General features: G+C 62.7%; 20 protein-coding genes and 3 pseudogenes. 8 read left to right on the top strand and 15 right to left on the bottom strand.

Features of this window, described 5'->3' with window-relative positions; translation table 11 throughout:
• Nucleotides 1-29 precede the first annotated feature (29 nt).
• Complete coding sequence (locus MOD31_RS18725; RefSeq protein WP_250821363.1) at nucleotides 30-662, bottom strand: hypothetical protein; 633 nt, start codon at nucleotides 660-662, stop codon at nucleotides 30-32.
• 538 nt (nucleotides 663-1,200) lie between these two features.
• Here MOD31_RS18725 and MOD31_RS22085 point away from each other — a divergent pair.
• The 3 genes and pseudogenes from MOD31_RS22085 to MOD31_RS18715 form a co-directional block, all read left to right on the top strand.
• The gene (locus MOD31_RS22085) at nucleotides 1,201-1,755 is read left to right on the top strand and encodes a PfkB family carbohydrate kinase (protein ID WP_308196391.1); all 555 of its coding nucleotides are present in this window, start codon (nucleotides 1,201-1,203) and stop codon (nucleotides 1,753-1,755) included.
• Nucleotides 1,664-2,164, top strand: a complete 501-nt coding sequence (locus MOD31_RS22080; protein WP_308196390.1) for a PfkB family carbohydrate kinase — start codon at nucleotides 1,664-1,666, stop codon at nucleotides 2,162-2,164. The genes MOD31_RS22085 and MOD31_RS22080 overlap by 92 nt, the downstream gene beginning before the upstream one ends.
• A 142-nt stretch (nucleotides 2,165-2,306) precedes the next feature.
• Nucleotides 2,307-2,480, top strand: a pseudogene (locus tag MOD31_RS18715) (IS3 family transposase); the annotation flags it as partial.
• A gap of 117 nt (nucleotides 2,481-2,597) precedes the next feature.
• Here the strand turns inward: MOD31_RS18715 and MOD31_RS18710 are convergent.
• The 6 genes and pseudogenes from MOD31_RS18710 to MOD31_RS18685 all read right to left on the bottom strand — a co-directional run.
• Nucleotides 2,598-4,214, bottom strand: coding sequence for a hypothetical protein (locus MOD31_RS18710; protein WP_250821362.1), 1,617 nt, complete (start codon nucleotides 4,212-4,214; stop codon nucleotides 2,598-2,600).
• 285 nt (nucleotides 4,215-4,499) lie between these two features.
• On the bottom strand, nucleotides 4,500-4,853 hold the full coding sequence (locus tag MOD31_RS18705; protein ID WP_250821361.1) for a hypothetical protein: 354 nt from the start codon (nucleotides 4,851-4,853) through the stop codon (nucleotides 4,500-4,502).
• A gap of 169 nt (nucleotides 4,854-5,022) precedes the next feature.
• Nucleotides 5,023-5,331 (bottom strand): annotated as a pseudogene (locus tag MOD31_RS18700) (DNA polymerase V subunit UmuC); the annotation flags it as partial.
• Between the two features lie 181 nt (nucleotides 5,332-5,512).
• Nucleotides 5,513-5,809: a hypothetical protein gene (locus MOD31_RS18695; RefSeq protein WP_250821360.1), complete on the bottom strand. Its 297-nt coding sequence runs from the start codon at nucleotides 5,807-5,809 to the stop codon at nucleotides 5,513-5,515.
• Nucleotides 5,810-5,989: a hypothetical protein gene (locus MOD31_RS18690; protein WP_250821359.1), complete on the bottom strand. Its 180-nt coding sequence runs from the start codon at nucleotides 5,987-5,989 to the stop codon at nucleotides 5,810-5,812.
• Between the two features lie 40 nt (nucleotides 5,990-6,029).
• Nucleotides 6,030-6,193 (bottom strand): annotated as a pseudogene (locus tag MOD31_RS18685) (transposase); the annotation flags it as partial.
• Between the two features lie 380 nt (nucleotides 6,194-6,573).
• Here MOD31_RS18685 and MOD31_RS18680 point away from each other — a divergent pair.
• Nucleotides 6,574-7,605 (top strand): DUF4192 domain-containing protein, encoded by a 1,032-nt coding sequence (locus tag MOD31_RS18680; RefSeq protein ID WP_250821358.1) that lies wholly within the window; start codon nucleotides 6,574-6,576, stop codon nucleotides 7,603-7,605.
• A gap of 38 nt (nucleotides 7,606-7,643) precedes the next feature.
• On the opposite strand, the gene MOD31_RS18675 is transcribed toward MOD31_RS18680, so the two are convergent.
• The 4 genes from MOD31_RS18675 to MOD31_RS18660 are packed head-to-tail and all read right to left on the bottom strand — an operon-like array spanning nucleotide 7,644 to nucleotide 10,786.
• On the bottom strand, nucleotides 7,644-8,834 hold the full coding sequence (locus MOD31_RS18675; protein ID WP_250821357.1) for an alpha/beta hydrolase: 1,191 nt from the start codon (nucleotides 8,832-8,834) through the stop codon (nucleotides 7,644-7,646).
• Entirely contained in the window at nucleotides 8,827-9,276 is a 450-nt protein-coding gene (locus tag MOD31_RS18670) for a hypothetical protein (RefSeq protein ID WP_250821356.1), read from the bottom strand. Before MOD31_RS18670 ends, MOD31_RS18675 begins: the two co-directional genes overlap by 8 nt.
• A complete protein-coding gene (locus MOD31_RS18665) occupies nucleotides 9,273-10,301 on the bottom strand; it encodes a hypothetical protein (protein ID WP_250821355.1) in 1,029 nt (342 codons plus the stop codon). Before MOD31_RS18665 ends, MOD31_RS18670 begins: the two co-directional genes overlap by 4 nt.
• Nucleotides 10,298-10,786 (bottom strand): hypothetical protein, encoded by a 489-nt coding sequence (locus MOD31_RS18660; RefSeq protein ID WP_250821354.1) that lies wholly within the window; start codon nucleotides 10,784-10,786, stop codon nucleotides 10,298-10,300. Before MOD31_RS18660 ends, MOD31_RS18665 begins: the two co-directional genes overlap by 4 nt.
• A 235-nt stretch (nucleotides 10,787-11,021) precedes the next feature.
• On the opposite strand from MOD31_RS18660, the gene MOD31_RS18655 reads away from it, so the two are divergent.
• The 4 genes from MOD31_RS18655 (at nucleotide 11,022) to MOD31_RS18640 (ending at nucleotide 16,403) form a co-directional block, all read left to right on the top strand.
• A complete protein-coding gene (locus MOD31_RS18655; RefSeq protein ID WP_250821353.1) occupies nucleotides 11,022-11,552 on the top strand; it encodes a hypothetical protein in 531 nt (176 codons plus the stop codon).
• The gene (mobF, locus tag MOD31_RS18650) at nucleotides 11,549-15,118 is read left to right on the top strand and encodes a MobF family relaxase (protein WP_250821352.1); all 3,570 of its coding nucleotides are present in this window, start codon (nucleotides 11,549-11,551) and stop codon (nucleotides 15,116-15,118) included. The genes MOD31_RS18655 and mobF overlap by 4 nt, the downstream gene beginning before the upstream one ends.
• Nucleotides 15,119-15,138: 20 nt before the next feature.
• Nucleotides 15,139-15,699: a hypothetical protein gene (locus MOD31_RS18645; protein WP_250821351.1), complete on the top strand. Its 561-nt coding sequence runs from the start codon at nucleotides 15,139-15,141 to the stop codon at nucleotides 15,697-15,699.
• A 335-nt stretch (nucleotides 15,700-16,034) separates the two neighbouring features.
• Nucleotides 16,035-16,403: a hypothetical protein gene (locus MOD31_RS18640; protein ID WP_250821350.1), complete on the top strand. Its 369-nt coding sequence runs from the start codon at nucleotides 16,035-16,037 to the stop codon at nucleotides 16,401-16,403.
• Nucleotides 16,404-17,629: 1,226 nt separating this feature from the next.
• On the opposite strand, the gene MOD31_RS18635 is transcribed toward MOD31_RS18640, so the two are convergent.
• From MOD31_RS18635 to MOD31_RS18625, 4 genes are all read right to left on the bottom strand, one after another.
• Entirely contained in the window at nucleotides 17,630-19,600 is a 1,971-nt protein-coding gene (locus MOD31_RS18635; protein WP_250821349.1) for a DUF3732 domain-containing protein, read from the bottom strand.
• Nucleotides 19,600-20,097 carry a three component ABC system middle component gene (locus MOD31_RS22185; protein ID WP_374207000.1) on the bottom strand — a complete coding sequence of 166 codons (498 nt, stop codon included), beginning with the start codon at nucleotides 20,095-20,097 and terminating at the stop codon, nucleotides 19,600-19,602. Before MOD31_RS22185 ends, MOD31_RS18635 begins: the two co-directional genes overlap by 1 nt.
• A complete protein-coding gene (locus MOD31_RS18630; protein WP_250821348.1) occupies nucleotides 20,094-21,197 on the bottom strand; it encodes an ABC-three component system protein in 1,104 nt (367 codons plus the stop codon). The genes MOD31_RS22185 and MOD31_RS18630 overlap by 4 nt, the downstream gene beginning before the upstream one ends.
• 577 nt (nucleotides 21,198-21,774) lie before the next feature.
• Nucleotides 21,775-25,098, bottom strand: coding sequence for a hypothetical protein (locus tag MOD31_RS18625; RefSeq protein WP_250821347.1), 3,324 nt, complete (start codon nucleotides 25,096-25,098; stop codon nucleotides 21,775-21,777).
• Nucleotides 25,099-25,321 lie beyond the last annotated feature (223 nt).

Raw genomic sequence — 25,321 nt, 5'->3', positions numbered from 1 at the left:
TGGTGGCTCTCACTGCAGCTTCGCGGGCTCTAGCCGCCGAGGCAGTGGAGGTCGGTCAAGGCGAATGTGTCGCCGTGGCCGGTAGTGTCCTGGAGCTTCACGATTGCATCCTTCCCCTGCGGCAGAGCGGCTGTGATGCTGTTAGCCCTTCCCACGGTCGCATTGCGCATATCCACGGTGGCTTCAACATAGAGCCCGCCGGGACACCCTTTCTCTGCCATGGTGGTGACATGGACAACGATGCAGTTGAAGTAGCCGCACGAATACTCCGACTTGTCCGCGTATTGGTAGTAGAAAACTCCTGAGAACTGGGTCCACCCCTGGGCCTCCATTTGCGGCCTGATCCGGTCAACGGGCGGAGCCAGTGCGGCGGTGGCGCGTCTCGAGGCTTCTTTATCGGCAGCCGCCCTGTTCTCCTTCTCGACGCCGGCCCAGAACGCTGCCGAATCGTCGGCCTTCTTCTTCGCGGCAGCATCAACCAGCGCCTGCTCGGCTGCTTGGGCAGTAGCTGCATGCTGGGACGGGAGCTCGGCACCGAACCACCAGACGGCGCCACCGGCCATCGCGACAGCCAAAACCAGCGAGACGACGATTACGGCGACCCGGCGGCCTCGCTTTGTGGGCCGAATCTCAGGCTCGACGGCAGGATTGTGCTCGGACATGCTCCCCCAATTCACACCGGTCCAGCGGCACCGGACACGGTTCCCTCTGACCTTAGACGACGGGGCCGCTGTACGGAAGCAATGTTCAAGCTGCGGCCACTCGCCGGGAAGCGCGGTCCCCCACTCCGCACATATGCTTCGCGTCACCCGCGGAGTCTTTGAAACAGTGCTCGACGGCGGCGCGGACCTGCGCTGCACCGTCGCCACCGGAACGGTCATCCGTCTGGCCACACTGGCAGGACCTCTGGCCACCCTCCGCCACGATGGCGACGGCGTTCGGTCACGGCAACCGGGAACCCGGACTTCACGGACGCATTCCTCCCCGCGGCCGCGGGCTCAGAGCTCCGGGCCATCGTCGACGCCGGCGTACTCGAGCTCTCCGGCCGCCACGGCATCATGGTGGTGCCCTGCCCATCGTGGACTCACCGGTAACACTGACAGTGGCCGATCCTGCCGCCGCGCCGCGGCTTCTCACCATCGCCACGCCGGCAGCCGGCGTCGCAGGCACCCCCCGGCACGCTGCCCTGTCAGGGCGGCCATGCCCACCAGAACGGGTGCCGGACGGGAAAATCTCGATGTCATCGTCGTCGGGGAATCCCTCATCGACATCATCACCACGGCGGGCGGCCAAGTGGAGTTCGCCGGCGGGTCCGGCCTCAATGTTGCATTCTGGCTGGGCCGGCTGGGAGTGAACACCCGGCTGCTGACCGTGCTGGGGACCGACCAGCGAGGGGAAACAATCCGGCGGCACCTGGAGTCCGCAGGAGTCCAGCTACTACCGGGTGCCGTTCGCCTGGCGCGGACCTCCTCCGCAGACGCCTCCCTCGACAGCAAAGGCTCAGCCCACTACACCTTCGACATCGAGTGGACCATGCCGGCGGCGACGCCCAAGTTCATACCCACGGTGCTGCACACAGGTTCCTTGGACACCTTCCTGGGACCCGTAGCCACAGACGTCCCGGCCCTCGTGCAGTCCCTTACTGGCAGGTGCCTCATCACGTATGACTCCAACATCCGTCCAGACATTATCCCACTCCCACGCACAGCAGACCTTCGAAGACACGTCCCGCCTGGCCGACGTGGTAAAGCTTAGCGACGAGGATGCTGCCTGGCTCTACCCCGGACACGCAACAGCTGAAGTGGCCAGGCGGATTTTTACTCTCGGAGTCAAATTCGTCGCCCTGACGTCAGGTGCACACGGTCCGGAACTCTACTCGAATTCTGCCCACGTCTACATCCCCGCCCTGCAGTTCAGGGCAGCCGACACGGTGGGAGCCGGCGACTCCTACATGTCCCCACTCATCATCAGCCTCATGAAAGATCCGGCACGGGACTTCGGACAGGAACGACTTCAAAGGCTGGGCAGGACGGCCAAGGCAGCCGCGTCCATCACGGTCACCCGGGACGGAGCCAACCCGCCCACGGCTGCGGAAATTCAGGCGGCGCTGGCTGTTTCACTCGTGTCATGCCCCCACGGGCCACCAGAGGAAAGCCCCCGGTGAAGGCGCCCAGTCGGGGCAGCATGAGCTGCCAGCCGTCGGCGTTGTTGAGTATCTGGCCCGTGATGCCGTGGATGGCCATGTTGTGGTGGCCGAAGTTCTGCTGGCCGGGAGGGGGCATCACGTAGTGAGTACGCGTCTTCCCTTGCAGAAGAACGTCCTGGACCGTCACCGGTGGCTCACACGCCAGGAACTCCGGCTGGCGATCACGACCTGGATCGAGCGGACCTACCACCGCCGGCGACGGCAACGACGGCTGGGGAAACTCACGCCAATCGAATATGAAAGAATCACCCGGACCGCGCTCACAGCGGCCTAGGACCCCGAGTCAACAAAAGCCGGGGCAGTCCCTTGTTGCGCCGAGTCCTCGACCCGCAGGGCACATCCACTAGTCTGCAATCTCAGTGCCTGCGGTGCAGGAAGCGAGGTCGGGGTTTTACGGCAGTTGCCCTGCCACTGTTACGGGTATCCCCGCCTTATGAAGAGTTTTCGTGACCAGCGTTGAAAGCGGTACCTCGCCCCAGGTTTGCGAGGCGGCGATCAACTGCCCTATGGCTTCTTCATATTGGGCTAGTTCCGCTAAGACCTCGCTAGGATCGGTGCGGAACGGAAGTATTAGTTCTTCGGCGGAATAGCTCTCTCGGCGTGCGTCTATGTTGCCATCACGCAGAAGGGATGCCACAGTGCCGACCAGGCCATGGGTAGCCATCTCCAGAACGAGACGGCTACCTGAGGAGTTGCCTGAGTGCCGACGTGGATCTGCTTCTGCTCTTATGGACCCTACCCATTCCGGCAGGGAGCGCTCAGCCAAGGCTGTTGAGAAAGCCTGGCGCTCTCGTTCTCGTTCGCGTTCGACGCGTGTGGCCTCAGCCTCAGCACTCGCCAGTTTCTCGAGCTCGGCGGTGAGAACGTCTTCGGCGGTCATGAGGGCAGCGCTCAAGCGCTCGAGTTCTTGCGGAAGTTTCTCGGGATCCGACACGGTGATACTTGCGTGACCGCTTTCATCGATCTGGAAACCGGCCCTCCCTCGTTCGACTCTGACAAGATCCTGGAGCGCTTTCCTCCAGATTTCAAAAGTTTCGGGTCCTGGAACATTGGCAATCGTCAGTGTTAGCTGCCCGCTGCGCTGGCTGGTCGAATTCCATTCGGCATTCTCTATGACGGCTGGTCCGTTCTCCACTCGCGTGCGACGACGGGCGAGATGCCATCGGGCGCGGCGGTCGACGGCTTCCTGGGCCGGGGCCGCTTCGAACGCTATGAGCCACCAAAAGACGAAGTTCAATGCCCGCTCCGCATCAGGTCTGTCTGCGAAAAAATGCTCTCTTCGCGCCTGAAGAAACCAAGCCAGTTCGCCGGGGTCAATGGCCAAGGGCGAGTAAAGCGCCATTCCCCACATTCGGTCAATCTGCCGCTGAAGACGGTCGTGGCCTTCCTTGTCGAGCGCCTTAAATGACAACGACTCCGAGTAGAAGCCGTTAATTGGGCCGGCGAAGGAGCTCCACTCAGCAGCGGCGTTCTGAAAAAGCTGCACGAGCTTTGAGAAGGCCTCTTCCGGCCGTTCTCGCTCAATGAGAGAATTGGCTTCTTCGAAAGCTTCCCGCAGATCCGAACGTCGGATCGCCAGTCCCAGTGAGACCTGGCCAAGGCTTACGCCATAAGCGGCGAAGACGATGCTCTCGATGAATCCGGGTGCCGCTACGCTCCACGACTCCACGTCGGTTCGGTCTGACCCCAAACCCTCATGCTGTTGTTTGTTCCGGGCCAAATGGAGCTTGCGGATTGCTGGCAGGTGCCCGGGAGACCAAGACTCACCAAGTGATGCCCGCACGTTCCCAACAAGCTGAGGGAAATCGTCCCTTTTCTGTGCCACTGCCCGCGACACCGCGACCATGTGGACAGCTCGCTCACACGCTGCGTCCAGGAGCACCACGGCTGTCGATCGGCTGACGTCATCTTGTTTGCGAGCGGTTCGGACGGCCAGGTCCAAAAGCCCGCGGAGGGCTAGAAGGTCATTGGTCAGAACAGGATCAAGGGAGCCAGGTTCGGTCTGCACCAGCCCAGCTTAGAACCCTCAGGGGTCCGCTTCGGCCGATCAGCCCATGTGCGCGCAGATTTCATCGCGAGCCCCGCTTCCCGCTTAAATAAAGAGCGCTCATTAAAGGCAATTCGAGGCAGGAGCCCCGGTCACCTCCGTGATCCGGGTGCGGGTCAGCCCGCCCCGGTAAATCAGCAGTAGTTCCCCGGCAGGTTCCGGGGTGGTACGGACTAGATGCGCAGGGCCAGGGAGGTCCTGGTGGATGAAGCACCGTGTCGTGCCTCCCCCGCCAGCAGGCAGAGGTCAAAGACCGCCACAAAGATCGTAAAGCCGCTGGTAGGAGGCAAGGCCGGCATCGATTTGTTCATCTGACATTTCTGTCTTGTCACCGTCCGAAGGGATTGACTTGACGGCGATCAGCACTTGCTTTGCGACGGCTTCGTGCATCCGCGGTGCGGCGGCGCGCAGGTCGTCCTTGACCTCGTCGGTAAAGGCCCCTCGCTTCAGCTGTTTCCACTGATTGCAGGATTCGGTCACGGACAAATCATGTGGTGCTGAGCATCCGCCCAGGGTCAAAGCCAAGAGCAAGGTTGGTGCGGCGAGCTGCGGCAGTCGGCGGAAGGTCATAAAGCTGAGCATAGGTGTTCCGATCCTCATTGCCTGATTGCTGCGGCTAGTATTCAGAGCGCCGCGCAGACGGCCTTGGCGTCTTCTCGGATCGTAGCCTTAATGCGGCCTCGGGTCTCGTGATCGACCTGGAGTTCCTTGTTGCGTCGGCCCATGACAGCCAGCCTGTCCGCGCAATCGTTCAGCGGGTGGCCGTCACGGCCGCGGAGCGCCCGATGATCTCCATGACCCTGAAACTCAGATCGCCGTAGAGCTCATAATTGCTGGATTTTTGGATCAGGCCGATCCGCTTGGCATCGGCCGCCAGCTTGAACCACGGGTCCACGTTGTCGATTTCCAGGGCCTTCGCCTCATTGGACCGGGCTACCACGCATCCGTCGTTATTGGAGAGCACCAAGACCGGCTTGCCTTGCATACTTGGATCGAAAGCACGCTCGCACGAGACGTAGAACGAATTAACGTCAATTAACGCAGTTCGCTCGACGTGGGCTCGGGCCCCGTCTGTCATGGGAACGCGTGCTCGGTCTTGCCGGACAATGCTGCAAGGTACGCCTGGGCCTCAGTCGGCAGGCCGACTGCGCTCACGTCGGCAGCCGGATCGTCCTGGCGGACCCTATCTTGCTCGGCCTCTCTCAGCTTTGCCGCAGCGGACTGGATGGCGAGCAGATCCTGCGTGGCGTTGCGGGCGCCTAGCAGGGCCCACGGGTCGCTGTTCGCCCCGACCAGGTCTCGTCAAAGTCCTCTTCAAATACGGTCAGCCCGTTGAGGTCCATCTGCCCGAGCGGCGAAATGCGGTAGCGGACCGCAGTGGCACGGCCGTGTCCGTGTCCGAAAGCGACAGAGGGCGGCCGCTTAGGCAGAACGGTGCTGAAATCCACGTCTATGTACTCCGCGAAAGGCAACCGGCGCTCACAGGCTGACGTGAAGTCCGCGATCGCCGTCAAGAGGCGTGACCGGCTGCCGTCGTCCCGCGCAGCTGCGTCCAATTAACGCTGGAGCCTGCTGCCGATGGATCCTGCCACGTCCTCAAGTTCCTGGATGAGTACGTCGCTGACGGCGTATTGGAAGCCCGCCAGCACATCCCGCGCCCGACGCCAGTAGTCCGGGTCGCCGCTGCGGACCAGGTTCAGCAGATCGGTGAACCTGTCGGTGCCGGGCGGCTCCATCCAGTGGTCGATGTCGAACTCCTCATCGGTGGTCTCGACAAAGCAGGCGCTTGAGGCGGGCGTTAATTCTCTCCAGTTCCCTGGTCCGTTTGGACGTCTCGGCGTTCTCTCGGACCCGTACTGGTTCGTCCAACGGTACTAGGTCGCCTCAGTGACCGGGAGCTCCCTGCCGACCTCGACCATCGGGCGTCCGTCATTGAGTATGTTCTGGCCCTCCCCGACATTCGCGACGACCCATTCCGGGGTGTATACGCGCCATGATTCGTGAACTTCCTCCTGTTTCCCCTTCTGGAACGCGAAACTGACACAAACGCTCGATTTCTACGCGGGACCCGACAAGACTCACTCGCGTCATGCCGCGCAGCCAAGGATTGTCCATGAACGACCAGAAGCATCTTCGCTGTTTGTCATTCTGATCCCCCATCATCGCTGGGCGGGCCCTCCGCGCAACCAGGGCGCGATGCGCCGATCGCGATCCAAGTTGCACTCCGGCCCCTCATACCCAGCGGTGACTCCTCTATCAGAACGACGCCGAAATCTGACAGACACAACCGGTGCCCGCCAGTCGCTGAAGGAGAAGGAACATGGAAACGCTGACCATCAAAACACCCGCAGACGTACTCAGTTTCGTCGGGCACACCCTGGGGTTTTGGCCCCGCGAAAGCCTCGTCTGCATCACCCTCGTCGACAACCACGTCGGGGCCACACTGCGCGTTGACCTACCGAAGCCCGGAGCAGAAATCAGCTACGCACAAACCATCGCCGGATACTTAGCCCATGACTCCAAGGCCGCCAGCGTTGTCTTCGCCGTCTACACATCTTTGCCCGCCCAGTCCGGACATTCCAGGCCCCACGCCGCAACCATCGCGGCACTGACAGGGGCCCTGGCCGAACGGGGAATGTTCATCCGTGACGGGCTCCTCGTGGGAGACGATGCAGTGTCGCAATACGACGGCGATCCCACGGCCGGACCGTCGCTGCCCCTAACGTTGACGCAGTCCAGCCAGATCAACGCCGAGTTCGTCTACCGCGGCAGCACCATCGCCCCAACCAACCGCATCACCTTGCCGGTCTCGACCAAAGAAACCCAAAGCGCCGAGGCCGTCGAAAGGTGCATGGAATCATTGCAGAGCCTGAACATCCGAGACGCTATGGACCGGGCCCGGACGCTGTGGACGGAAATGCTCGACGCAAAGTACTTCCCGGCCGACGAGCAAACCATCAGCCTGATCGCGAACCTCCAGTTTCCCGCCATTCGGGATCAGCTCATGGCGGACATCCCCGGAATCGACGAACCCATGGACCGCGTCCTCCTGGCCCAGACGGACGGCAAGCCGCACTGGTCCCGGGTCGAGTGGGCAGAGCAGCTGCTGCTCCACGCTTACACGCACAGCAGCACCAGGCACTCCGCCCCCATCCTGACCGCCATCGCCTTCATCAATTGGTGGGAAGGCAGAGGCAGCAAGGCTCACCAGTTCCTGCAACTCGCACTCGAGGCCGACCCCGGCTACCACTTGGCCAGGCTCAGCGACCAAATGATCGGTCGCGGAATAGTCGCCGGCTGGACCATGGACCAGAACACGGCGTATCGGAATCGCGGACTTGAGGCATCCTGAACCCGTACCGAGAGATTGATCTAGCAGGGAACCGGCAGTCAGCCTGACGCCACACGTTTTCGGAGCCATCCAAACACCGCTGCGTCCCAGCCCTCCGGATCGACATTCCACTCCTGCGTGTGCTCCACAGAGGGAAAAGTCGCCAGCGTGGCCAAATCAGGACGGCGGTCGACGAAGCGGCGGGAAACCCCGAAGGGAGTCGACCGGTCCCTTTCACTGTGGACCACCAGGGCAGGAGGGCGGAGTTCGTCCGCCCGGGCCACGGCATCCAGGGCCTTCAAATTCAAGGCTGTTCCCAGCCCGGCGATCCAACACAGTCGAGATGACCCAAGAATCCGCAGCCCCAGGGCCGCAATCCAGCGCGGAAGCATGCTGGATCGGGCGTTGGCCATCAGCGTGCTCGTCCAGTCAATGACCGGCGCATCAAGAACGAGCCCAGCAATGCGGTCCCGGAACTCCGACTCCAGGGTCAACTGAAGTGCAATCGCCCCGCCGAGAGACCAACCGAACAGCACAATCTGGCTAGCGCCCTGATTCAGGGCATATGAGACAGCTGCGTCCACGTCGCGCCACTCGGACTGTCCCAGGTGGTAGCGGCTATCCACTGACGCCGGCGCTTCCCCATCATTGCGGAATGAAACCACCAGAGAGGTGTAACCCAGCCGGGCCGCCACGGGTACACCGCGTAATGCGCCCGATTTCTTGCCCCCCAGACCATGGACATGGATGGCCCACGTCCCGGTATCTCCTGGGGAGGCTTCAGAGGGTGGGAACTGCCACGCGGGCGCGATGCCGTTCTCCACCGGAATCCCCACGTCTTTGTAGGGAAGGCCCAGCGGGTCCGGGGTTGGATAGACGTACCCGCTCCAGATCCCGGCCTTGGCACTCAGTAGGTCCCCTGAGTCAACCCGTTCAACCAGCCGCGTCACCGTCACGACGTCGGCGGGCCCTGCGCCGTCGTTGGTGGCCACGATCTTTCCGATGCAGGCGTGGCCTGCGCCATTGGCAAACCAGATGCTGTAGCGGCCTGGAACCGTGGTCCGGGGTGATGCAGGCAGTTCAATCAACAACGAATCGTTGCTGTCGCGGAACACCCTGAGAATCGGCAGATCCTCAACTCGCCGCGATGTGGGCACCACAATCTGACGCGCGAAATAGACAGCAGCGAAAAGCGCCGCAGCGCCCGCCATGACACCTCCGGTGACCACGCCCACAACGGCCTTACGCACCGCCGTCGTCCTCTGGTTCTTTCATGCGGTCGTCGATTACCTGGCGTAAACGCAGCAGCGTGTCGGGGGAAATCTCCCGCAATTGTCGGGCTGCAAAATTCCTGACGCGGTTTTCCCTCAGCGTCCGCAACAGCTGCAGTTGGGCATCGACGAGATCGGGGATCTCCCCGGTGTCCTCCAGGAGATACCGGGAGTCGACGCCAAAATAGTCGGCGAGGTTCTGTAGAAGCGCCGGGTCCGTCGCCATGGGACCGTCGCCGCTGCGCATGTAAGCCCACCGGGAGCGGGACAAAGGCGTTCCCCGCTCCTCCATGTCCCGGCTGATCTGGGGATAGGTCAAGGGCGAAGACCCTTGTGCCTCAAAAAGATCCAGGAGGAGATTCAACTTTCGGGCGAGGCGGGCTTGCGGCGTTTCGGAGAGCCCGCCGTCGCTGTCGGTCATGACTTCCACTCCCCCTTGATTGACGACCTGGCTCCCCAATGCCCGGGTGCGGAAACCCGGGTTCCGAGGTACTCCTCCGCTTCCGCCAGTACTTGAATATCACTCTCCCCCATTGACCTAGCAAGTTCGGGGTCGACCAAGAGGGCGTCCTGGATCTCAACCAACATCCTGTGGAGACGCTGCTTGGACGCACCCCGCGGGTCGCTGGCTACCGCCAGAGCATTGAGCCTAACCCCGGAGCGAGCCGCGGTGGTTCGTTCCCAGGGCCCAGCCAGGCGGTCGAGGAGGTCGGCGGTGATCCGGGAATCGGACCTGCGCTCTAGGCCACGTGCGACGGGCGGCAGGGCAAGGCCCACGCACAGAAACGCCATGGCTCCGAATACCGCGGCGTCGTAAACGTAGGAGAGCCGCAACATTGACTCAATCTCTCCCATCAGGTGCAGGACATCCATGCCCAGCACCGCAAGAACGAGCAGCACGGCCAAGGAACAGCCAATGCCGATGAAAGTGAGTGCGAGACGGAAATACGGCCTTGCCATCTCGCCACGGAACTTGAAGCACGTATAGCCGGTGACGGTCACCACCGCACCGATGTAAAGGAACTGGATGCTTGAGTACGCGGCGGCCGCCCCCTGACCGCCAAAGTCCTTCATGAAAGAGGTGGACGTCCGCGGGGAATCAACCAGGCTGAAACTCAGAATCAGTGCGACGACGACCACGCCCAGAAGAACAAATCCGCCCCTGTTGCGCCGGTCCGTCCTCTCGTCCGGATCGGCCGCCCGCAGGATCGCCCGGGACAGGAAATAGATCCCGACGACCATGAAGCTGTTGGCCACCAGATCCAGGACATTGCGGCCGCCGAGAAGCCGGTCTCCCTCGAGGTAGATTGTGTCGACGTTCAGGGTGAGTGCGGTGGCAATAGTCACGGCAGCCACCATGATGCTGTGGTCGCTGCGCCGCTTCATGCTTGGAAGGAGGCACAGGACCAAGCCCCAGATCACGGCGGCGGCAAAGATCTGGATCACCCCAAAATCCTTTCAAACGACCTGGGCTCGATGCTGCTGTCCCTGATTGCCGCGGCGAAGAGATCTGCCAGGGTCTCGGCGGCGGCTTCGATGTGATCCAGGAAGTCGCTGCGCCCCAGGATGCGCGAGACTTTCTCGCCGGAAAGATTGGGAAACAGGGTCTCGGCGTAGTTCGCGGACACCACCACCTCATCGTGGCGGAGCACCATATGTCCGAGTTCGTGAAGGATAAACTGCTGGCGGTGAAGCGCCGACGGCGTTGGCGCGTGCAGGATGATCTCCCGAGTGTTCGTGGACAGCCACAGCCCACAGACCGTTCCGCTGTTCAAGGACTCACAAACGTCGATCTCAATCCGCCGTCCGCGGACCTTCTCAATGATCGAGATCAGACGGTCCAAGGAGAGGCGGCTTGGCAGGTTCAGCGCCCGGAAGCCCTCCGCAGCGCTGCGCGCCGGCGAATTTTCAGAGTCCGCAAAATGTCCCATTGGAATCCCATCATCTGGACTGCTGGCTCGTATCGATGCCCGCTGCCCTTCGACGAATCGGCCCGCTCATATGGGCCCGCAAAGACTCGCCTACCACCATTGAACGCCTGTGCTCTGGACATGTCCAGAGCACCAAACCGCACCACCCTCACACCTCTGGCATCCAAGGTTGTCGGCGTGAGCGCGTACTCACGGCAAGTCATGTCGCAGGGTGCGCCGGCGTTGATGAACGACTGTGAGCGGAAAGATTTGCAGTGAATGCGGCGAGCGCTTCGAGCCGTCGCGCGCGTCGCAGCGCTTCTGCTCTACGCGTTGCGCCAACAGACAGCGTGATCGTCGACGGCGGCAAAAGGCAGCGGGGGCCTCGTCGGCTCCCGCCGCGCTCGCTACGCCGGATCCACGCGCCAAAGCTTCTGCCTCAGGGGCACGCCAGCACAACGCCGAGGCCCGTTTCTCTTCAGCCCTCGCGACGAGCAGCAAACTCTTGGATTCGCTGAATGCCCAGCTCCGGTCCCAAGCTGCAGACATCGACCACTTGGCTGCGGAGAACGCGGACCAACGAGCCATGATCAAGGGCCTCCGCGCCGACATCGACCGACACCAGACCGCCAACAAATCTGACGCCCAGGACTTGGTCCGTCTGGCCGGCAAGCTGCTGGCTTTGTCCCAGGCCACCGGCCTTGAACTAGACGACACCACGAAAGCCGTATTCCGCCGGCGAGGGTGGACATCCTCCAGCCGCCATCGGGAGGCGCAGAAGCAATGACCATGTCCATCGCCCGGCTGTCCGCGCAGTCGGGCCTAAAGTACCTCTTCAAAACCACCATGCTGGACGATCTGACGGTCACTCCCGCCAATGCCACCACGTACTACATGAAAGCGGGCACGCCGCATGGCCGCTGGCTGGGTTCCGGTCTGGAAGGCATCAGCCGGACCAGCGGAGACGTCGTCACGGAATCCGCAGCCAAAGCCCTTTTCGACCACGCGGTTCACCCGGACACCGGCTCTCCCCTGGGCCGTCCGCATGGCCAACCCACGGTCGTCCAGAACAGCCAGGGCCGAATCGAAACGCGCCACGCCGTCGTCGGCTTCGACCTCACGTTCAGCGTCCCCAAATCCGTGTCCGTCCTCTGGGCCCTGAGCCCCCGCCCCCTACAGGACCAGATCCTCCAGACCCACCACGACGTCGTCAACGACACCCTGCAGTGGCTCGAAGAATCCGTCATCCACACGAGGGCAGGCCGCAACGGCGTCGCCCACCTCGGCACCCGCGGCGCCATTGCCGCCGCCTTCGACCATTGGGAGTCCCGTGCCGGGGATCCGCAGCTGCATACCCACCTGGTCATCGCCAACCGCGTCCAGCGCATCACCGACGATGCGTGGGTCACCTTGGATTCACGGACGCTCTACAAGGCCGCGGTCGCTGCCAGCGAGCACTACAACGGTCTCCTCTTCGACGCACTCCACCGGACTCTCGGCACCGACGCAGACATCCGCGAACCGGCCGCGGACACGCACAACCCCAGCCAGCAACTCACCGGCGTCGACCAGGTGCTGATCCGCGAATTCTCCAACCGCTCCCGGCTCATCGATCTGGAAACCGACCGCCTCGTCGCCGAATGGACCGCCAGGCACAGCACTCCCCCAACCGCTACAACCACCATCAAGCTCCGCCAGCAGGCAACCCTTTCCACCCGCAGCGCCAAACCGGAGTCCGCCGCGCCACTCCATCAGCTCTCCGAACAGTGGCGGGCCCGCGCAGCGGCCAAGGGCTTCGAGCCCAGCCTCGTTCTGGCCAACACCGTGCGACGCTCCCACGCCGCCCCGTACCGGAAGGGTGACTTCACTGCCAACTGGATTGACGCTGTGGGCACACTGACCCGCGAGCGCGTCGCGACGAAACGCGCCACCTGGAACCGGTGGAACCTCCTTGCGGAAGCCGAACGGGTCTGCGCCGACATCCGCTGCAACACGCCGGCGGACCGCAACACCATGATCGATGCCGTTGCCACCGCCGCAGAAAAACAGTCCGTTCCACTCAACGAGTACCGTTACACCGTCCCCGTTAACGCGCAGCCTGACCTCCGCTTCGCACACCGCAGCATCTTCGACTTCCACGGCTCCCGGCTCTACACAGACACGGCAATCCTCGCCGATGAGGATGTCGTCATGGCGGCACGGAACAACGACGGCGGCCCGGCGGTGAGCTCGGCCGTCGCCATGGAATCGCTCGCCGGCTACAAACACCGTGGTCGGCTCGAGCTCCACAGTGACCAGCGCGCGGCGGCGGCCCAGGTGCTGCTCAGCGGCAACCGGCTTGATGCCGTCGTCGGTCCCGCCGGAACCGGCAAGACGACGACTCTCGGCGCGGTCAAAGCGGCCTGGGAGGCAGAATTCGGGGCCGGTACTGTCGTCGGACTGGCACCGGCAGCGGCGAGCGCCGAGGTCCTCGGACGGGAACTGTCACTGGCCACTGAAAACGTCGCTAAATGGCTGTACGAGTCGGTCGGGCAGGGAGCCGGCCACAGGGCTGCTCAGTTCTTCGACACGGAGCAACAGCTCACCGTCGGTGCTACTACCGGCCCACTGTCCCTTCGGCTCGCTCAGAGAGCCGCCCGGCTCGCTGCCGAGCAGGACAGGTGGCGTTTCCATCCCAACCAGCTGGTCGTCGTCGACGAGGCCTCCATGGTCTCCACCTTTCATCTGTCTGCCCTGGTACAACAGGCCCGGGACGCCGGGGCCAAGATGCTGCTGGTGGGCGACCCCGGGCAATTGGATGCCATTGACGCCGGCGGTACGCTCGGCTGGCTCGACCGGCAAGGGAAGACGGTACGACTGAGCACCATTTGGCGGTTCGAACAGAAGTGGGAGCAGGACGCCTCCCTCAAGCTCCGGGCCGGTGACTTCGCGGCCATCGCTGACTATGACCGGCACCAAAGGATTCAACACGGCTCGTACCTCGATATGGTCGACGAAGCCTATCTGAGCTGGCAATCGGACCTCCAAGGCGGCACGTCGTCCATTCTCATTGCGGCCGACAACGACACAGTCAGCATGCTCAACCAGCGGGCCCAGGCCGACCTCGTCATCCAAGGCACCGTGGACGCGGAGCACACGGTGCCGCTCAGCGACGGATCGCAGGCCGGCCCCGGCGACACTGTCATCGCCCGCCACAATGACCGCAGCATCACCGACAGCAGCGGTGACTTTGTCCGGAACGGGATCATGCTCGACGTCGTCCGTACTGTCGCGCGCGACGGCTCGCTCACCGCGGTACGCAGAGACACCGGCGCCACGATTATTCTTGGCCGGGAGTATGTTGAAGCCTCGGTTGAGCTGGGATATGCGACGACGGCCCACCGCTCGCAGGGAATCACCGTGGACACCGGACACACCGTCGTCACGCAAGGCCGGCTTACGCGGGAGCTACTGTACGTGAGCATGACCCGCGGACGAGCGGGAAACCATGCGTACGTTAGCGAAAACGATCCTGCGGACGACGAGCCTCTGGATCCCGCCTCGCCGTCTTCGTGGCGCCAGATACTTGGTGAGGTCCTTGCCGCCGAGGGAGCCGAACGTACGGCCCATGAAGTCCGCGACGCCGAGCACTTGACGGCGGACAGCCTGGAGCACCTCAGTGCTGAATACGATTACCTCGCACAAATCGCTGCCGCTGAGGACCTGGCAGGGTTCCTTGAGACCCACTCTCCCGGCAGGGCCTCAGAACTTCACCAAGCCCATTCGTGGGGAGCCGCTGTCGCAGCGTGGCGCCAGGCCACTGGCGTTAGCCGTCCAAGCACGCAACGTGTTGTCTTGACTGCCCTGCAAACAGACGCCGCGGCTCGAGATATGGCGGCTGTCATCCACTCCCGACTCCGTCAGTTCCTGTCCGGGATGCCCGCAGCTGGAATAGATCCCCTGGCTGAACCTGCTCGCACGACTCGTCCTGATGTAGCCGACATGATCAGCCAGGCTCAGGACCGGATCCAGCAGCGGATGACTAATGTCGCCCGCGACGCCATTACGCGTGACACCGAATGGAAACGGACGCTCCTTGGGGCCCTGGGTTCAAATGCACTTCCAGAGCATGCGGCGAACGTCCTTCGCCGAGTCGCCATCCACAGGGACCGATGGGGTATCGATGACTCGCCCCTCCCCCTGGGCCCAGTTCCTGACTCATATGACTGGGAACAACAGGAGCAGCGCGCCAGGATCATCCGCCTTGTTGACCAATCTGCTCCATCGTCTCCCAGTTACCGGCAGGCTTCGACGTTGCTTGATGACCCGACTACGTGGGAAGACCGGCTGATCAATGTCGGCTGGCAAATCTAAACTGGTCGAGAAGGTAGTCCATGGATGCAAACCCAGCCCTGAAACCGAAGCTAGCGACACCTGCTTTGATCCTGAGCAGCGTGGCAATCGCTGCATGGGTCGTCTATCTCGTCGGTGCTGCGGCCGCCAACGCACCTGATAACTTATCCTTGCTCCAAACCGCGGCTATCGCACTCCCCGCGGCCGCAGCCGCTGGGGCGGTCTGGTTGGTCCGAGGACGCCGGCGGCGTTCATGGATGGCTGGGGCTACCGAAAAGTGGGTTCACTTCAACGATTTGAAGCGAAGCAGTGGCACGACGGCAGAGGTCACGGTTCTGAGCGTGGACGCTCTTGAACCCACAGGCTCCTGGATCACCATCAAGTGGAACCGCTTCGACCACGTTCAGCCAGCATGGATCGAGGCCCTGCCGGAGCCGATCTGGCCCGGCTCCGTTCTACTAATTTCACCGGACCCCGCGCAAATCAGGCCTGGAGCGCCATGGCCGGCAACTTATTACATACGGGGTTCAGATTCCTTGGCCTGGGCGCCGCAAGCGAGGCTCGGTCAAAGCCCCAGCGCAACCCCCTGGGCGGCCGGTTGAGCTTGAGACGTCAAGATTCTCCTCGCGCTCAGCACTGAGGGTCCAACTGAGCAGAAGCGCACTGCATGTATGGGCCGGGATATGTGGTGAACGGCCGGCAGCGGGAGGTGCAGACTTTGGTGACGCCATCAGGCATACATACAAAAAAGCGTGTACTTTGGCATGCGTGCCAGCACCGCCGTCGTTTTACAGGCGAGCGATCAACTGGGCCTAGGCGGACGGACCTTCGGTCTCGACACCGTCCTCTTCCACGTGCTGAACACCTGTAACCACGCTCAAAGTGGAAGAGCCCATATAGGACGTTCGATGACTGCTACGGATGCTAAATTTTCCCAGTGAAACATCTCAGAGCCATTTCGGTGCCCTTATTCGCTGCCGCATTGCTGTGTGGCTGTGGCCCCTCCTTCGACCCGGAGTATTCAGACAGGATTGGAAACGAAGCGCCGGAAATGGACGGGTATCGTCCTGAAGAAGAGCCCGGTTGGGCTCCGGATGAATCGGAGATACCAGGTTACGTTCCTGAGCCTGCAGGCTGGTCCTGTTATTACGACGAGACCTACAACTATGACTGGCACGACGATGTACTTTGCGTGAATGGTGCACAGTCCCATCGTCCTTACCTTCTCGAGGGGTATGACTTTGTCGCGTACGAAGATATAATGGCCGCTGCGGCGGATTATGAATTGTATCTCAACAGCCACTAATTTCCGTCTCAGATGTAATCTCAGAATTAGGTATAGCGCAATGGGGCTCTTGGTGGTTGGTGGGGAATTGAGTTCGTGTCGTTGAAAACCAAGGGGCCCGTGGCCCTGCTGGGATGAGTGTGTCTAGCATTCAATCTGGAACAGGACCACGAGCCTCAGGGGCTTCTCCTGTGCCCACGTTCACGCTGCCCTCAAACCAGGCCAGCAGCATACTGTTCCGGTAATGCAAGGACACTGTGGACAGATCCCCGACGACGCACTGTTCTGCCGAGAGCCCTTTGGCCATCAGCACCGGGACATTTAGAGCGTCCGATCCACGGACGGTGCCGGTTATTGAGCGTCAGGATCTTTGGGGGCTTCCGACGCTGCCCATCCAAACTGATCGTGACCGGTTTACAGCTATCGGGGCTCTCCTGGTCCAGTATTCGTCCGGGCGGATTTCACCATGGGCAGTTGTTCTGCCAGGGTGCGCGGGTCGCTGCCTGCCGCGGCGCGCCCGTCCGGGGTAAGGAGCACCGGCAGGCTGGTGAAGCCAAGCCCGGCCAGCCACTCGGCCGCGACGGCACGCGGATCACATCGTGCATCTGCACGCAGTGTGGCCCAGAGTGCTCAGCCAGCGCCGGGCGGCGCCGCATCCTATCCGGCAAGACACCTCCACAGCCTCGCTCATCGAGCGCCCCCCGACGGATGCCGAAATGCGGCGAAGGGCTTCGATGGCTGGCGCGACAGAATCGGTCGCCCGGCAGTACGCCGCGGCATCGGGACTGCTCGTTGAGGTTGCGGACTCGCCGACCTGACCAGTTGCCAACGGTCCATGCGGAGCCAACGCAACACGGTTCACCACCCGTTCGCTACACGCGCCGCCCCGCGACGCGCCGACATCGTTCCTTCGCCCTTCAGCCATTCAATGACTCCCCCTCGGTTGCTGGATGCACGTGCATCCTTAATTGCGCCGCTTGGGCGGCAAAATCTCCACGAGTGGGGCCGCGGCCACAACGGCCGCCAGCTGAAGGAGCTGGCCGTCGCGGGCCGCCGCAACCGGGAAATGTGTGTCGAGGAGGCGAGCGATGCCGGCACGATCCCCTCGATCCGCGAGGACGCAAGGGACATTGTTGGGGGCGGCCAGGCTGGCGTTGCCTCCGGTTCCGCCGGTCACAGAGTTGACGGCCCGATTCCTGCTCCCGCGGGACTACTAACGAGTAAAGAGGGGGTCATGACAGTTACGGTTAGCCTTCGTCGCCCTTGGATTTCCGTGCGTACTGCTTCCAGCTGTCGGGAATGAGCTTCTCCCCGCCGTGCCAGTCGTACCGTACGTGGCTGGTGAACCATTCGTCCGCATACCGGGCATGGTCGATGATGATGACCTGCATGGCACCGGCGTGGGCCTCAGCGAAGTCCGCGACCACTTTGAACATGGCTCGCACTCGCTCGCCTTCACGGTCGGCGTTTCCATCGGCCGATGCCGACAGATCACCTTGGAAGTGGGCTTGGCTGGGCTGATCGAGCATCAAGAACCGCGGCACCGGCCGGTTCTGCCCAATGAAGTACCGGTGCAGGGCAAGGTGTGCTGCAATGTGGTAGCCGACCCAGTTCGCACCACTGCCGAAGCCGGTCAGCTCGACGGGGCCGAACTCCTCATCGACGACGATTGTGAGCGCGTTGATGTCCAGTCGGACGGGTCGGTCGGCGCTCTCCGCTTCGAATTCACGGCTGTACTCACCGAGGTATGTGCCGATAACGTTCAGGCGTGAGGTCGTCTGCTCACGCACCTCGTCGCTGCTGAGTTCAGCGTCGAGACTTCTGACACGCAGCTCCGCCTCGCGTTGCGCGGCGCGGAGCCGGTCGAGTCCCTCCTGGTCGGAGGATTCTGCGCTGCGAAGGATGGCGTCGATGCGACCACGCACGAACGACTGCCGGGCGGTGACATCGCTTGGTCCGGCCTCGCCGACCGAGCGTGCTGCCGCGTCGAGGGCCCTGGTGGCGGAGGCGAGAGCATCCCGGATCTCGGCGATGCGGGCGCTGATTCTCGCCACTGCTTGGGCGCGGCGAGGCTGCACTTGCTGCACCTCCGCGAGACTGTTGCGGAGCTCAGCCAGCCGCTCCTGCAACTGCGTGACCGTGGCATCGCGTTCGGGAAGCTCCTGCACACACAGGGGGCACCTCTGTGCGTCCCCGTCGTGATCCGGGAGCAGGCCGATGCTTTCAAGCCTGCCGACCTGAGCTTGAAGGGACCCCGAGTATTCGGTTTCGCCGCCGCGCTGATCGAGAACGAGGTCCCGGATGGCTATAGCGCGATTCAGTTCGTTGCGTAGGCGTGCGAGATCCGCTTCCAGACGCCGTCGGTCGTCCTGAGCACGAACATCCGCCTCGGTATCGGCCGGCTGCGACGTCGCGGACTGTCCTGCGTACAGGATGGACAGCGCTGCACCCCGGTAGTCCCCCGCATCGATGAGCCCGTAGTTCGGGAAGAGGCCTACCGCGCGCGCCTCCCTGAGAAGGTCCCGGAACACGGTGTCGTGTTCGTTCGCGGCGCTCTCGGCACGGTCAAGGGCGGCGTCGGCACGGCGGAGGGTCCTTTTGGCGTCCCTGAGCGCTTCACGTTTTCGTGCCTGGTCCCCGTCGACGGCGCCGAGGAAGAACGGGAAGGTGTCCCGAAGGGAAACTTTTATGCCATCTTCTGCTTGCCGGTGGAACAGTGTCGACTTTGTGCCAATCTCTTCCTGTTCCTGCAGACAGAACAGTGCCGCGGTGCCGAGACCGACGGTGCGAGGGCCGGTGCCGTAGTCGTTGGCTTCCAGAGTCACATTGTCGAGCCCGATGCGGGCGCCAATCTGTACCCTGAGTGCGTCAGAGTCCACATTCTCGCGGAGTTCGTCGAAGGTCGGCATCTCCAAGTCCGAACCACCAAACTGAAGCATTGCGCGGGAATTGCTTTTCGTTCGCGAAGCTCTCCTGCCCGCCACGACACGGCTGCCGTCGTTGAACTGCCACATCACCGCGTACCAGGCGATAGTGCTGAACATAGCCGTTCGCGGAACGGTCGCCTCGTCTCTGCCGAGGCAGTAGTCGACGATGGTTAGAAGGGCGCTCTTGCCCGTGCTCGACTCGCCGGTGACGATGTTCAGCTCACCCGGCCGGAAGTCTACATCTCGGATGTCGCCGACATGGTTATAGATCCTGATCTTCAGCAGTTGCATTACGGACTGACTCCAAGTTGGGTGAACACGTTTGCGGTGGATCCGGACCGAGCGAACCATGCTCCGGTCAACGCCGAAGCTACAGCGATGCTTCGCAGTTCCGTATCGGAAGCGACCCTCGTGTGAACGGCAATTGTGGCGCCCAGCCCACCGTCGCCTTCGAGACTCAGCAGGCCGGTCCGGAGCCCGAATCGGAGCCCTTCACGCACGTACGGAGCGAATGCTCTCGCTCGAGCGGGAAAACCCACAAGCACGTCCGCGTTGTCGTTGATCCAGGTCGGGAAATGGGTCGCGATTGACCTGGGAAAGCGGGCCCTGGTCGGAGCATGCAACGTCAGCGGTGCGACGAGAAACGCCAGCGGCCACGGCAGAACCGTCCCAGCCTCCCGTTCATAGCGGGCCGCGCACCATGCCAAACAGACAGCGCTGATAGCGGGGTTCAGGATGTCCGATGCAGGTTGCGGTCGATGCGGCCACGCCACGATGCCGCCGTTCATTCCTGCGCTCCTGACAGAACACCGGCGAGGAGTTGTTCGAAGTCGGGATGCCACCCGTATTCACCGTCGTTAGCGATGCTGTGGCGGGTGCCTCGCGCGTGAAACGGGACGTCAAACTCCGAGCGGATCGTCACCTGAGCCGATTGGCCAAGCGTGCGAAATAGCTCACGTCCACGGATCGCTCGCGCATGCGGGTCTGTAACCCCGTCGCTTTCCAAATCTTCAAGCATCTCGTCGAACCGGCGGGACCATTCGTCTTTCAACGCCGACTCGTACCGCTCAAGCTCATCATCGAAAAGGTCGCCGTTCTGCACCCATTTCGTCGTGTGGGCGTACGCGCGCAAGTAGTCCACGACCGCGTTACGGAGCGTGCCAGGTCCAACCTCCACCAGCCGGAGCTGGTCAACAAAGTGCTCGTCGTGACCTGCGGCAACCTCCTCGTCGTCGAAGTCGAGGGTGAAATCCACGACGAGCGCGTCGACACGAAAATCGTCTCGAATATACTGCATCCGGTCATACAGCTCTGCCGCCGACACCGAACCGCCCCCGGCGACGCTGCGATTCTGTCGCAGGATCAACACCGCGCGGCTGTCCCACCAGCCCCAAAGCCGGGCACGGTATTCAGCAACATGCTTGGCCGGAACGAACGGTGCCAACTCCGCATCCAAGAGGACGTCTAGTTCCCCAACGGACGCCTGCTCACCAAGCACCCGCATACGGGTGAGCAATGATGCCCTGACGGATGAAGGTGCTTGCGTCCACGCATTCCGTCCCTGCTTCGTTGCGACGGAGCCAGTCACCGAGGCCGCGTCAAGGAGGGTCAGCGCTTCTGCAACATTCCGTTCGGCGTCATCGATGCCGAGCAACGACGCCGCGCTGCCGGCTTGCACCGGGGATGTGGTCACCAGCGTCAGCATCGGCCCGTCCGCGGCGGCGAGTGAAGGGGTTTCAAGCCAAACCCGAATTGTCTTCCAGAGGTCGACGCTCTTGTCGGTCAACGACGTCTGCGACACATGCTGTTTCAGCTGAATTGCACTAAGTGGATGGCCGGCCGCGTCAGTCAACGTGACGTCGTCGAACACTTCCAATGTCATCCGCATGGACTGATCCGATGCCCGGCGCGATGATACGAGTAGCTCGTACATTGCCCACCGCACTTGATGAAGGAACCCCAGTGCGGACGCGGACGCGTCGAACCCGGCCATCAGTTCCCCCCAACTCCGCATTCCAGACAAGTACGTTACTTAGTCATTGTGCTGGCAGGTGCAGTGGCCACCAAGTCAGCGACACACGGTCTCTTAAACAAGCGTCTCGAAACTCATCCTCTCAGGCGCCCCGAAAGGAATCCCAACCGGACAAAATGAGCCATTTTAGTAGCTGCATGCTGAGGACTGCTCGGATCGGGATATTCCCGCCTCGATCATCAGCGACAAGGTGCATTCCGATTCTCTCAGCTGCCCGCTCAGGAGTCCCGTTATCCGGATGGATTACGGCGATCCCCTCACTGTCACGCTGGGGCAACTGCTGCGACAACGCGCTGATGGAGAACTTCTTCGGCCAACAAGAGGAGGAGCTCTTCCACCACGTCCGATTCATCAGGACTGCCGTCCAGCCCGGACCATCAGCTCCGGATCCGCTCCAAGACGTAAGAAGGTTGACCTTCTTTCCAGCACTGCACTATCCAGCACAACACCCCGAAGGGCAGCCTCGGTGGCCATCCGATGTGTGGATCCTTCCAGGGAACGAATCGGGATCGTCCGGAGGTCCCCCGTTGTCGGGCAGACGTGCTCCGCAGCTTCCGGCCGGCCCCGTCGGGGTAGTTCCGCTGCTTAGGACACCGCGGGACCGCAAATAGCCCTTGGCGACGAAGCGGACGAGTGGGCTGCTGTCCCGGCCCAGGGCGCCAAGGACTTCCCGTGGGACGTCGGGGTTCATGGCGACGAGAACTGCCAGGTCGATACTTCGACCGGCGAGTTCTATGAGCAAATCGGGTGGTGTTGCGCTGTTGAAGGCGACTGCCTGGCGGACCTGCGTGTCGTTGTGGCCGGCAAGTGAGCGAAGGACCGCGGAAGGAGTATTCGGGTTGGCGGCCACGGCCCGGTGCACTTGCGTGCTGGGTCGTTCACCACCAAGCATTCTCAGCAGGTCGGCGTCAGCGGCTGGACTGAAGGCGACTTCCGTGCGCACCTTCGCGCTCTTATCCGCGACCATCCGTTCCAGAGCCGCACGGTCGGGTCCAGTCCGTTGCCGAGTCAATGCCAGTTCGGCTTCTGCTTCCCGAACGAGCTCCTCCGGCGCCGCAGGGTTCTTCAGAGCTACTGACCGTACGCGCGATTCAGAGTCGATGAGCAGAGCTAACAGGATCCTCTGTGGCAGCCTCGGGTTCCCGGCCGCCCCGGCCCGGACAAGAAGTTCCTGATCGTGGGAGAGCCGTTCGAGAATCGTTGCCGGTGCACGAGGGTTGGCAGCTACTGATGCTCGAACGCTGGGTTCGGGATCTCCGGCTAGCTGTTCCATGACGGCATCTGAGGTGCGGGGGTTCGAGGCGACTTCCCGGCGTATATCGTCATCGGCGCTACGGCCAAGGCGTGACAAAGTTTTCTCGCCGCTGCGTTCGTCGCCAGCGACCACGAGACGCATGTCAGGGTCCCGCCGTCGGCTCTTCGATAACCGGTCAAGGGCGCCTTCAACAACCCTGGGCGGCACATCGATGTCCGGCCACCTCTTCATCAGCCCGAGCACTTCGAGCAGGTCCTCATCGGTGTCGGCGAGCAGCAGGGATTCGGCGATGGATTTCGCCAGCTCGGAGGGGCTGTTCGGGTTTTCCAGCACTGACGTTTGCACCGCGCGATGAGAGTCCCCTGCCAAACGGGTGAGGGTGGACGGCGGTGTCGCGTGATGTCTTGCGACTGCTGCCCGGACCCTGGCGTCTCTATCCGATGCCAATTCGATCAAGGTGGTCTCCGGCGCGGATCCCAGTGACGCAAGCATCTCGCGAACTGTCACGGACCTGCTGGCCTGCAGCAACTGGACGAGGCGCGCGCGGTCTTCAGCTTTCAGGGTCGGGTTCTCGACCAGACTGGCCAGCACCTCGGGTGGGGAGTCCGTTAGAGCTAGTAGTGTGCCGTAGGGGGTCGACGGGTGGGCTGCAATGACGCGGAGTGTTTGACGCTCGTAATCAGCAGCGGTGTACCGCCACTCGCGTCGGGCGCCCGAACCGGCGGTGCGGAATCGCAGTCTCGCTTCCCGTGATGCTGCGAGGTCGGCAAGGAAGGCAGTGAGGTCGTCGCCCTGGTGCCGGACCGAACGTTCCAGTGTGAGCCAGCGAATCTCAGGATCAAGGTCGCTGAGCAGGCTTGTACGCACGTCCGCGTCCGAGATGGGCAGCTTCCTTGCTGCCTCCCTCCGTACCCACGCGGGGCGGTTCGCACCGATCAGATCGGTCAAGACGTCATCCGGGAGACCCGTCCACATCCACTCCTCGACGCCAAGCTTCCGCCCAGCCTCCCAGCCCCAGCGATAGCTCGCCCGGGGAATCGATAGTTGGCCGTGGCCCCCGACCATTTGGAGAAAGTCCCAGAACCATGTCGTTTCCAGTGCTGATTCGTCCCGATCGCAGCTGATGTGAGCCCTGTTCTGGTCGAGCGCAGTGCCCCAATTGGCCTCTGCCGTTGCCCGCGCGGCCAAGGCGCGTCCGCCATCGGCCGCCTTAGCATCCTGGTCGCCGTTGCCGCTGATGTCGGCGGTCACCGCTTTCAACTGCGGCCGTGGAGTGCACGGATTGGCCGCAGCGGCCCGCCTGACCGCAACGCTTCGATCGCGTGCCAGGGCCTTCAGTACGTCCTCGGGTGCCTTCCTGTTGGTGGCGATCCCCTGACGAACCTGCCAGCGGGCATCGCCTGCCAACATCCGAACGGTGGGTTCAGGTGTCGACTCATTCCGTCCCACGCGGCGACGGATGTCGGGGTCCTCACTCTCGGCGAGGTCGGCCAACCTCTCGAACGACGTGTACCGGTTGTCGGCGAGAAGTTGATGCCTGCGCCTCTCCGGTATCGGCGCCTGCCGGGCAAGCTGCGTCTTTGCGGTCGCCTTGATGAACTCCTCCCGCAGGGATGGCAGCAGTTCTTCTGCCTTCCCGCCAAGGAGATGGGTAAGGCTCCAGCTTGGCATCAGCCGCTGGCGTGGGAGCCAAATGCCGACCCGGCGGATTCCGAGGCTGTCATCGGAGTCGAGCATGACGTAGCCGAGCAGTTGACGCAGGAAGTCCCTGAGCTTGCTGACCGTCAACGTGCTGTAGACCTTGCAGTCGATGAGGGTCTCCCCGATCATCCAGTCAGCGTCGGCTCCCCCGACGAATACAGAACCGGCGAAGCCCGGATTTGGTTCGTAGCGGACTCCAATGGCGATCTGCTCCTGCCAGGCTTCCAGCTGATCAGCGCTTGACGACATCAACGATCTGATGTTTCCCAGCGTCCGCGGATCAATCCGATCGGCGAATGATTGTCCGTCCGCTGCCTGGTCGCAGATCGTTCCCAATGAACCGTTCATCACCACGGCGCCCTTCCGCGCCACCTGCTCGCAGTAGGCCAGCAGAAGTGCCGCCCTGTCGAGTCCCGAGTCAGAGTACGGTTCCTGCAGCAGCTTGATGGCCACGTCGAAGGCTTCAGCGAGGATCCGTGTGCGGTGGGAGCCGTTCTCGACCGAAGGAACCAGGGTAGCCAGCAAGCCGACGCCGGCAGCCGCCACAGAATGGAGTGGGTCAAATCCGCCTAACTCGATCCGCGCGCGAAAGTCGAAAGCGGTGCCGGCCAGTCGGCCGTCCGCCCCTTGGAACGGAGACACCACTGTCCTACTCCTGGCGAGTTGTGTCAGGCCCAGGGCGTCCGCGGCCGCACGGGAGCCGTCGCTTCGCCCGCTGGAAGCCTCAAGGAGCGGAGATATGTGGTCCAGGTAAGCACGCTCTGGCGACTGCGGGTCCTGTAGAAGCGATGTAAGGCTCATCGACTGACACTCTATCCCCGAGCATCCGGTTTGCGTGCCCGAGCCTCCTGCGCCGGCGTCAGCGGCCCCGGACGGGCCCGCCCAAAGACGGAGGACGCCGCCCTTGGCGTCAGCCGGCTCCACCAGTTCGGGGCCGTCGTTCCGCACCGAGTTGACCCGGTCGCTGACGATCCGGGGCGTCAGTACGTGGGAGGCGATACTGAACGGGACGCCCGGGGGTAGC

It is taken from the genome of Paenarthrobacter sp. TYUT067, from assembly GCF_023656375.1.
GTDB lineage: Bacteria > Actinomycetota > Actinomycetes > Actinomycetales > Micrococcaceae > Arthrobacter.
Note: the sequence above shows the minus strand (reverse complement) of the source record. Positions and strands in the feature narration are given on the sequence as shown.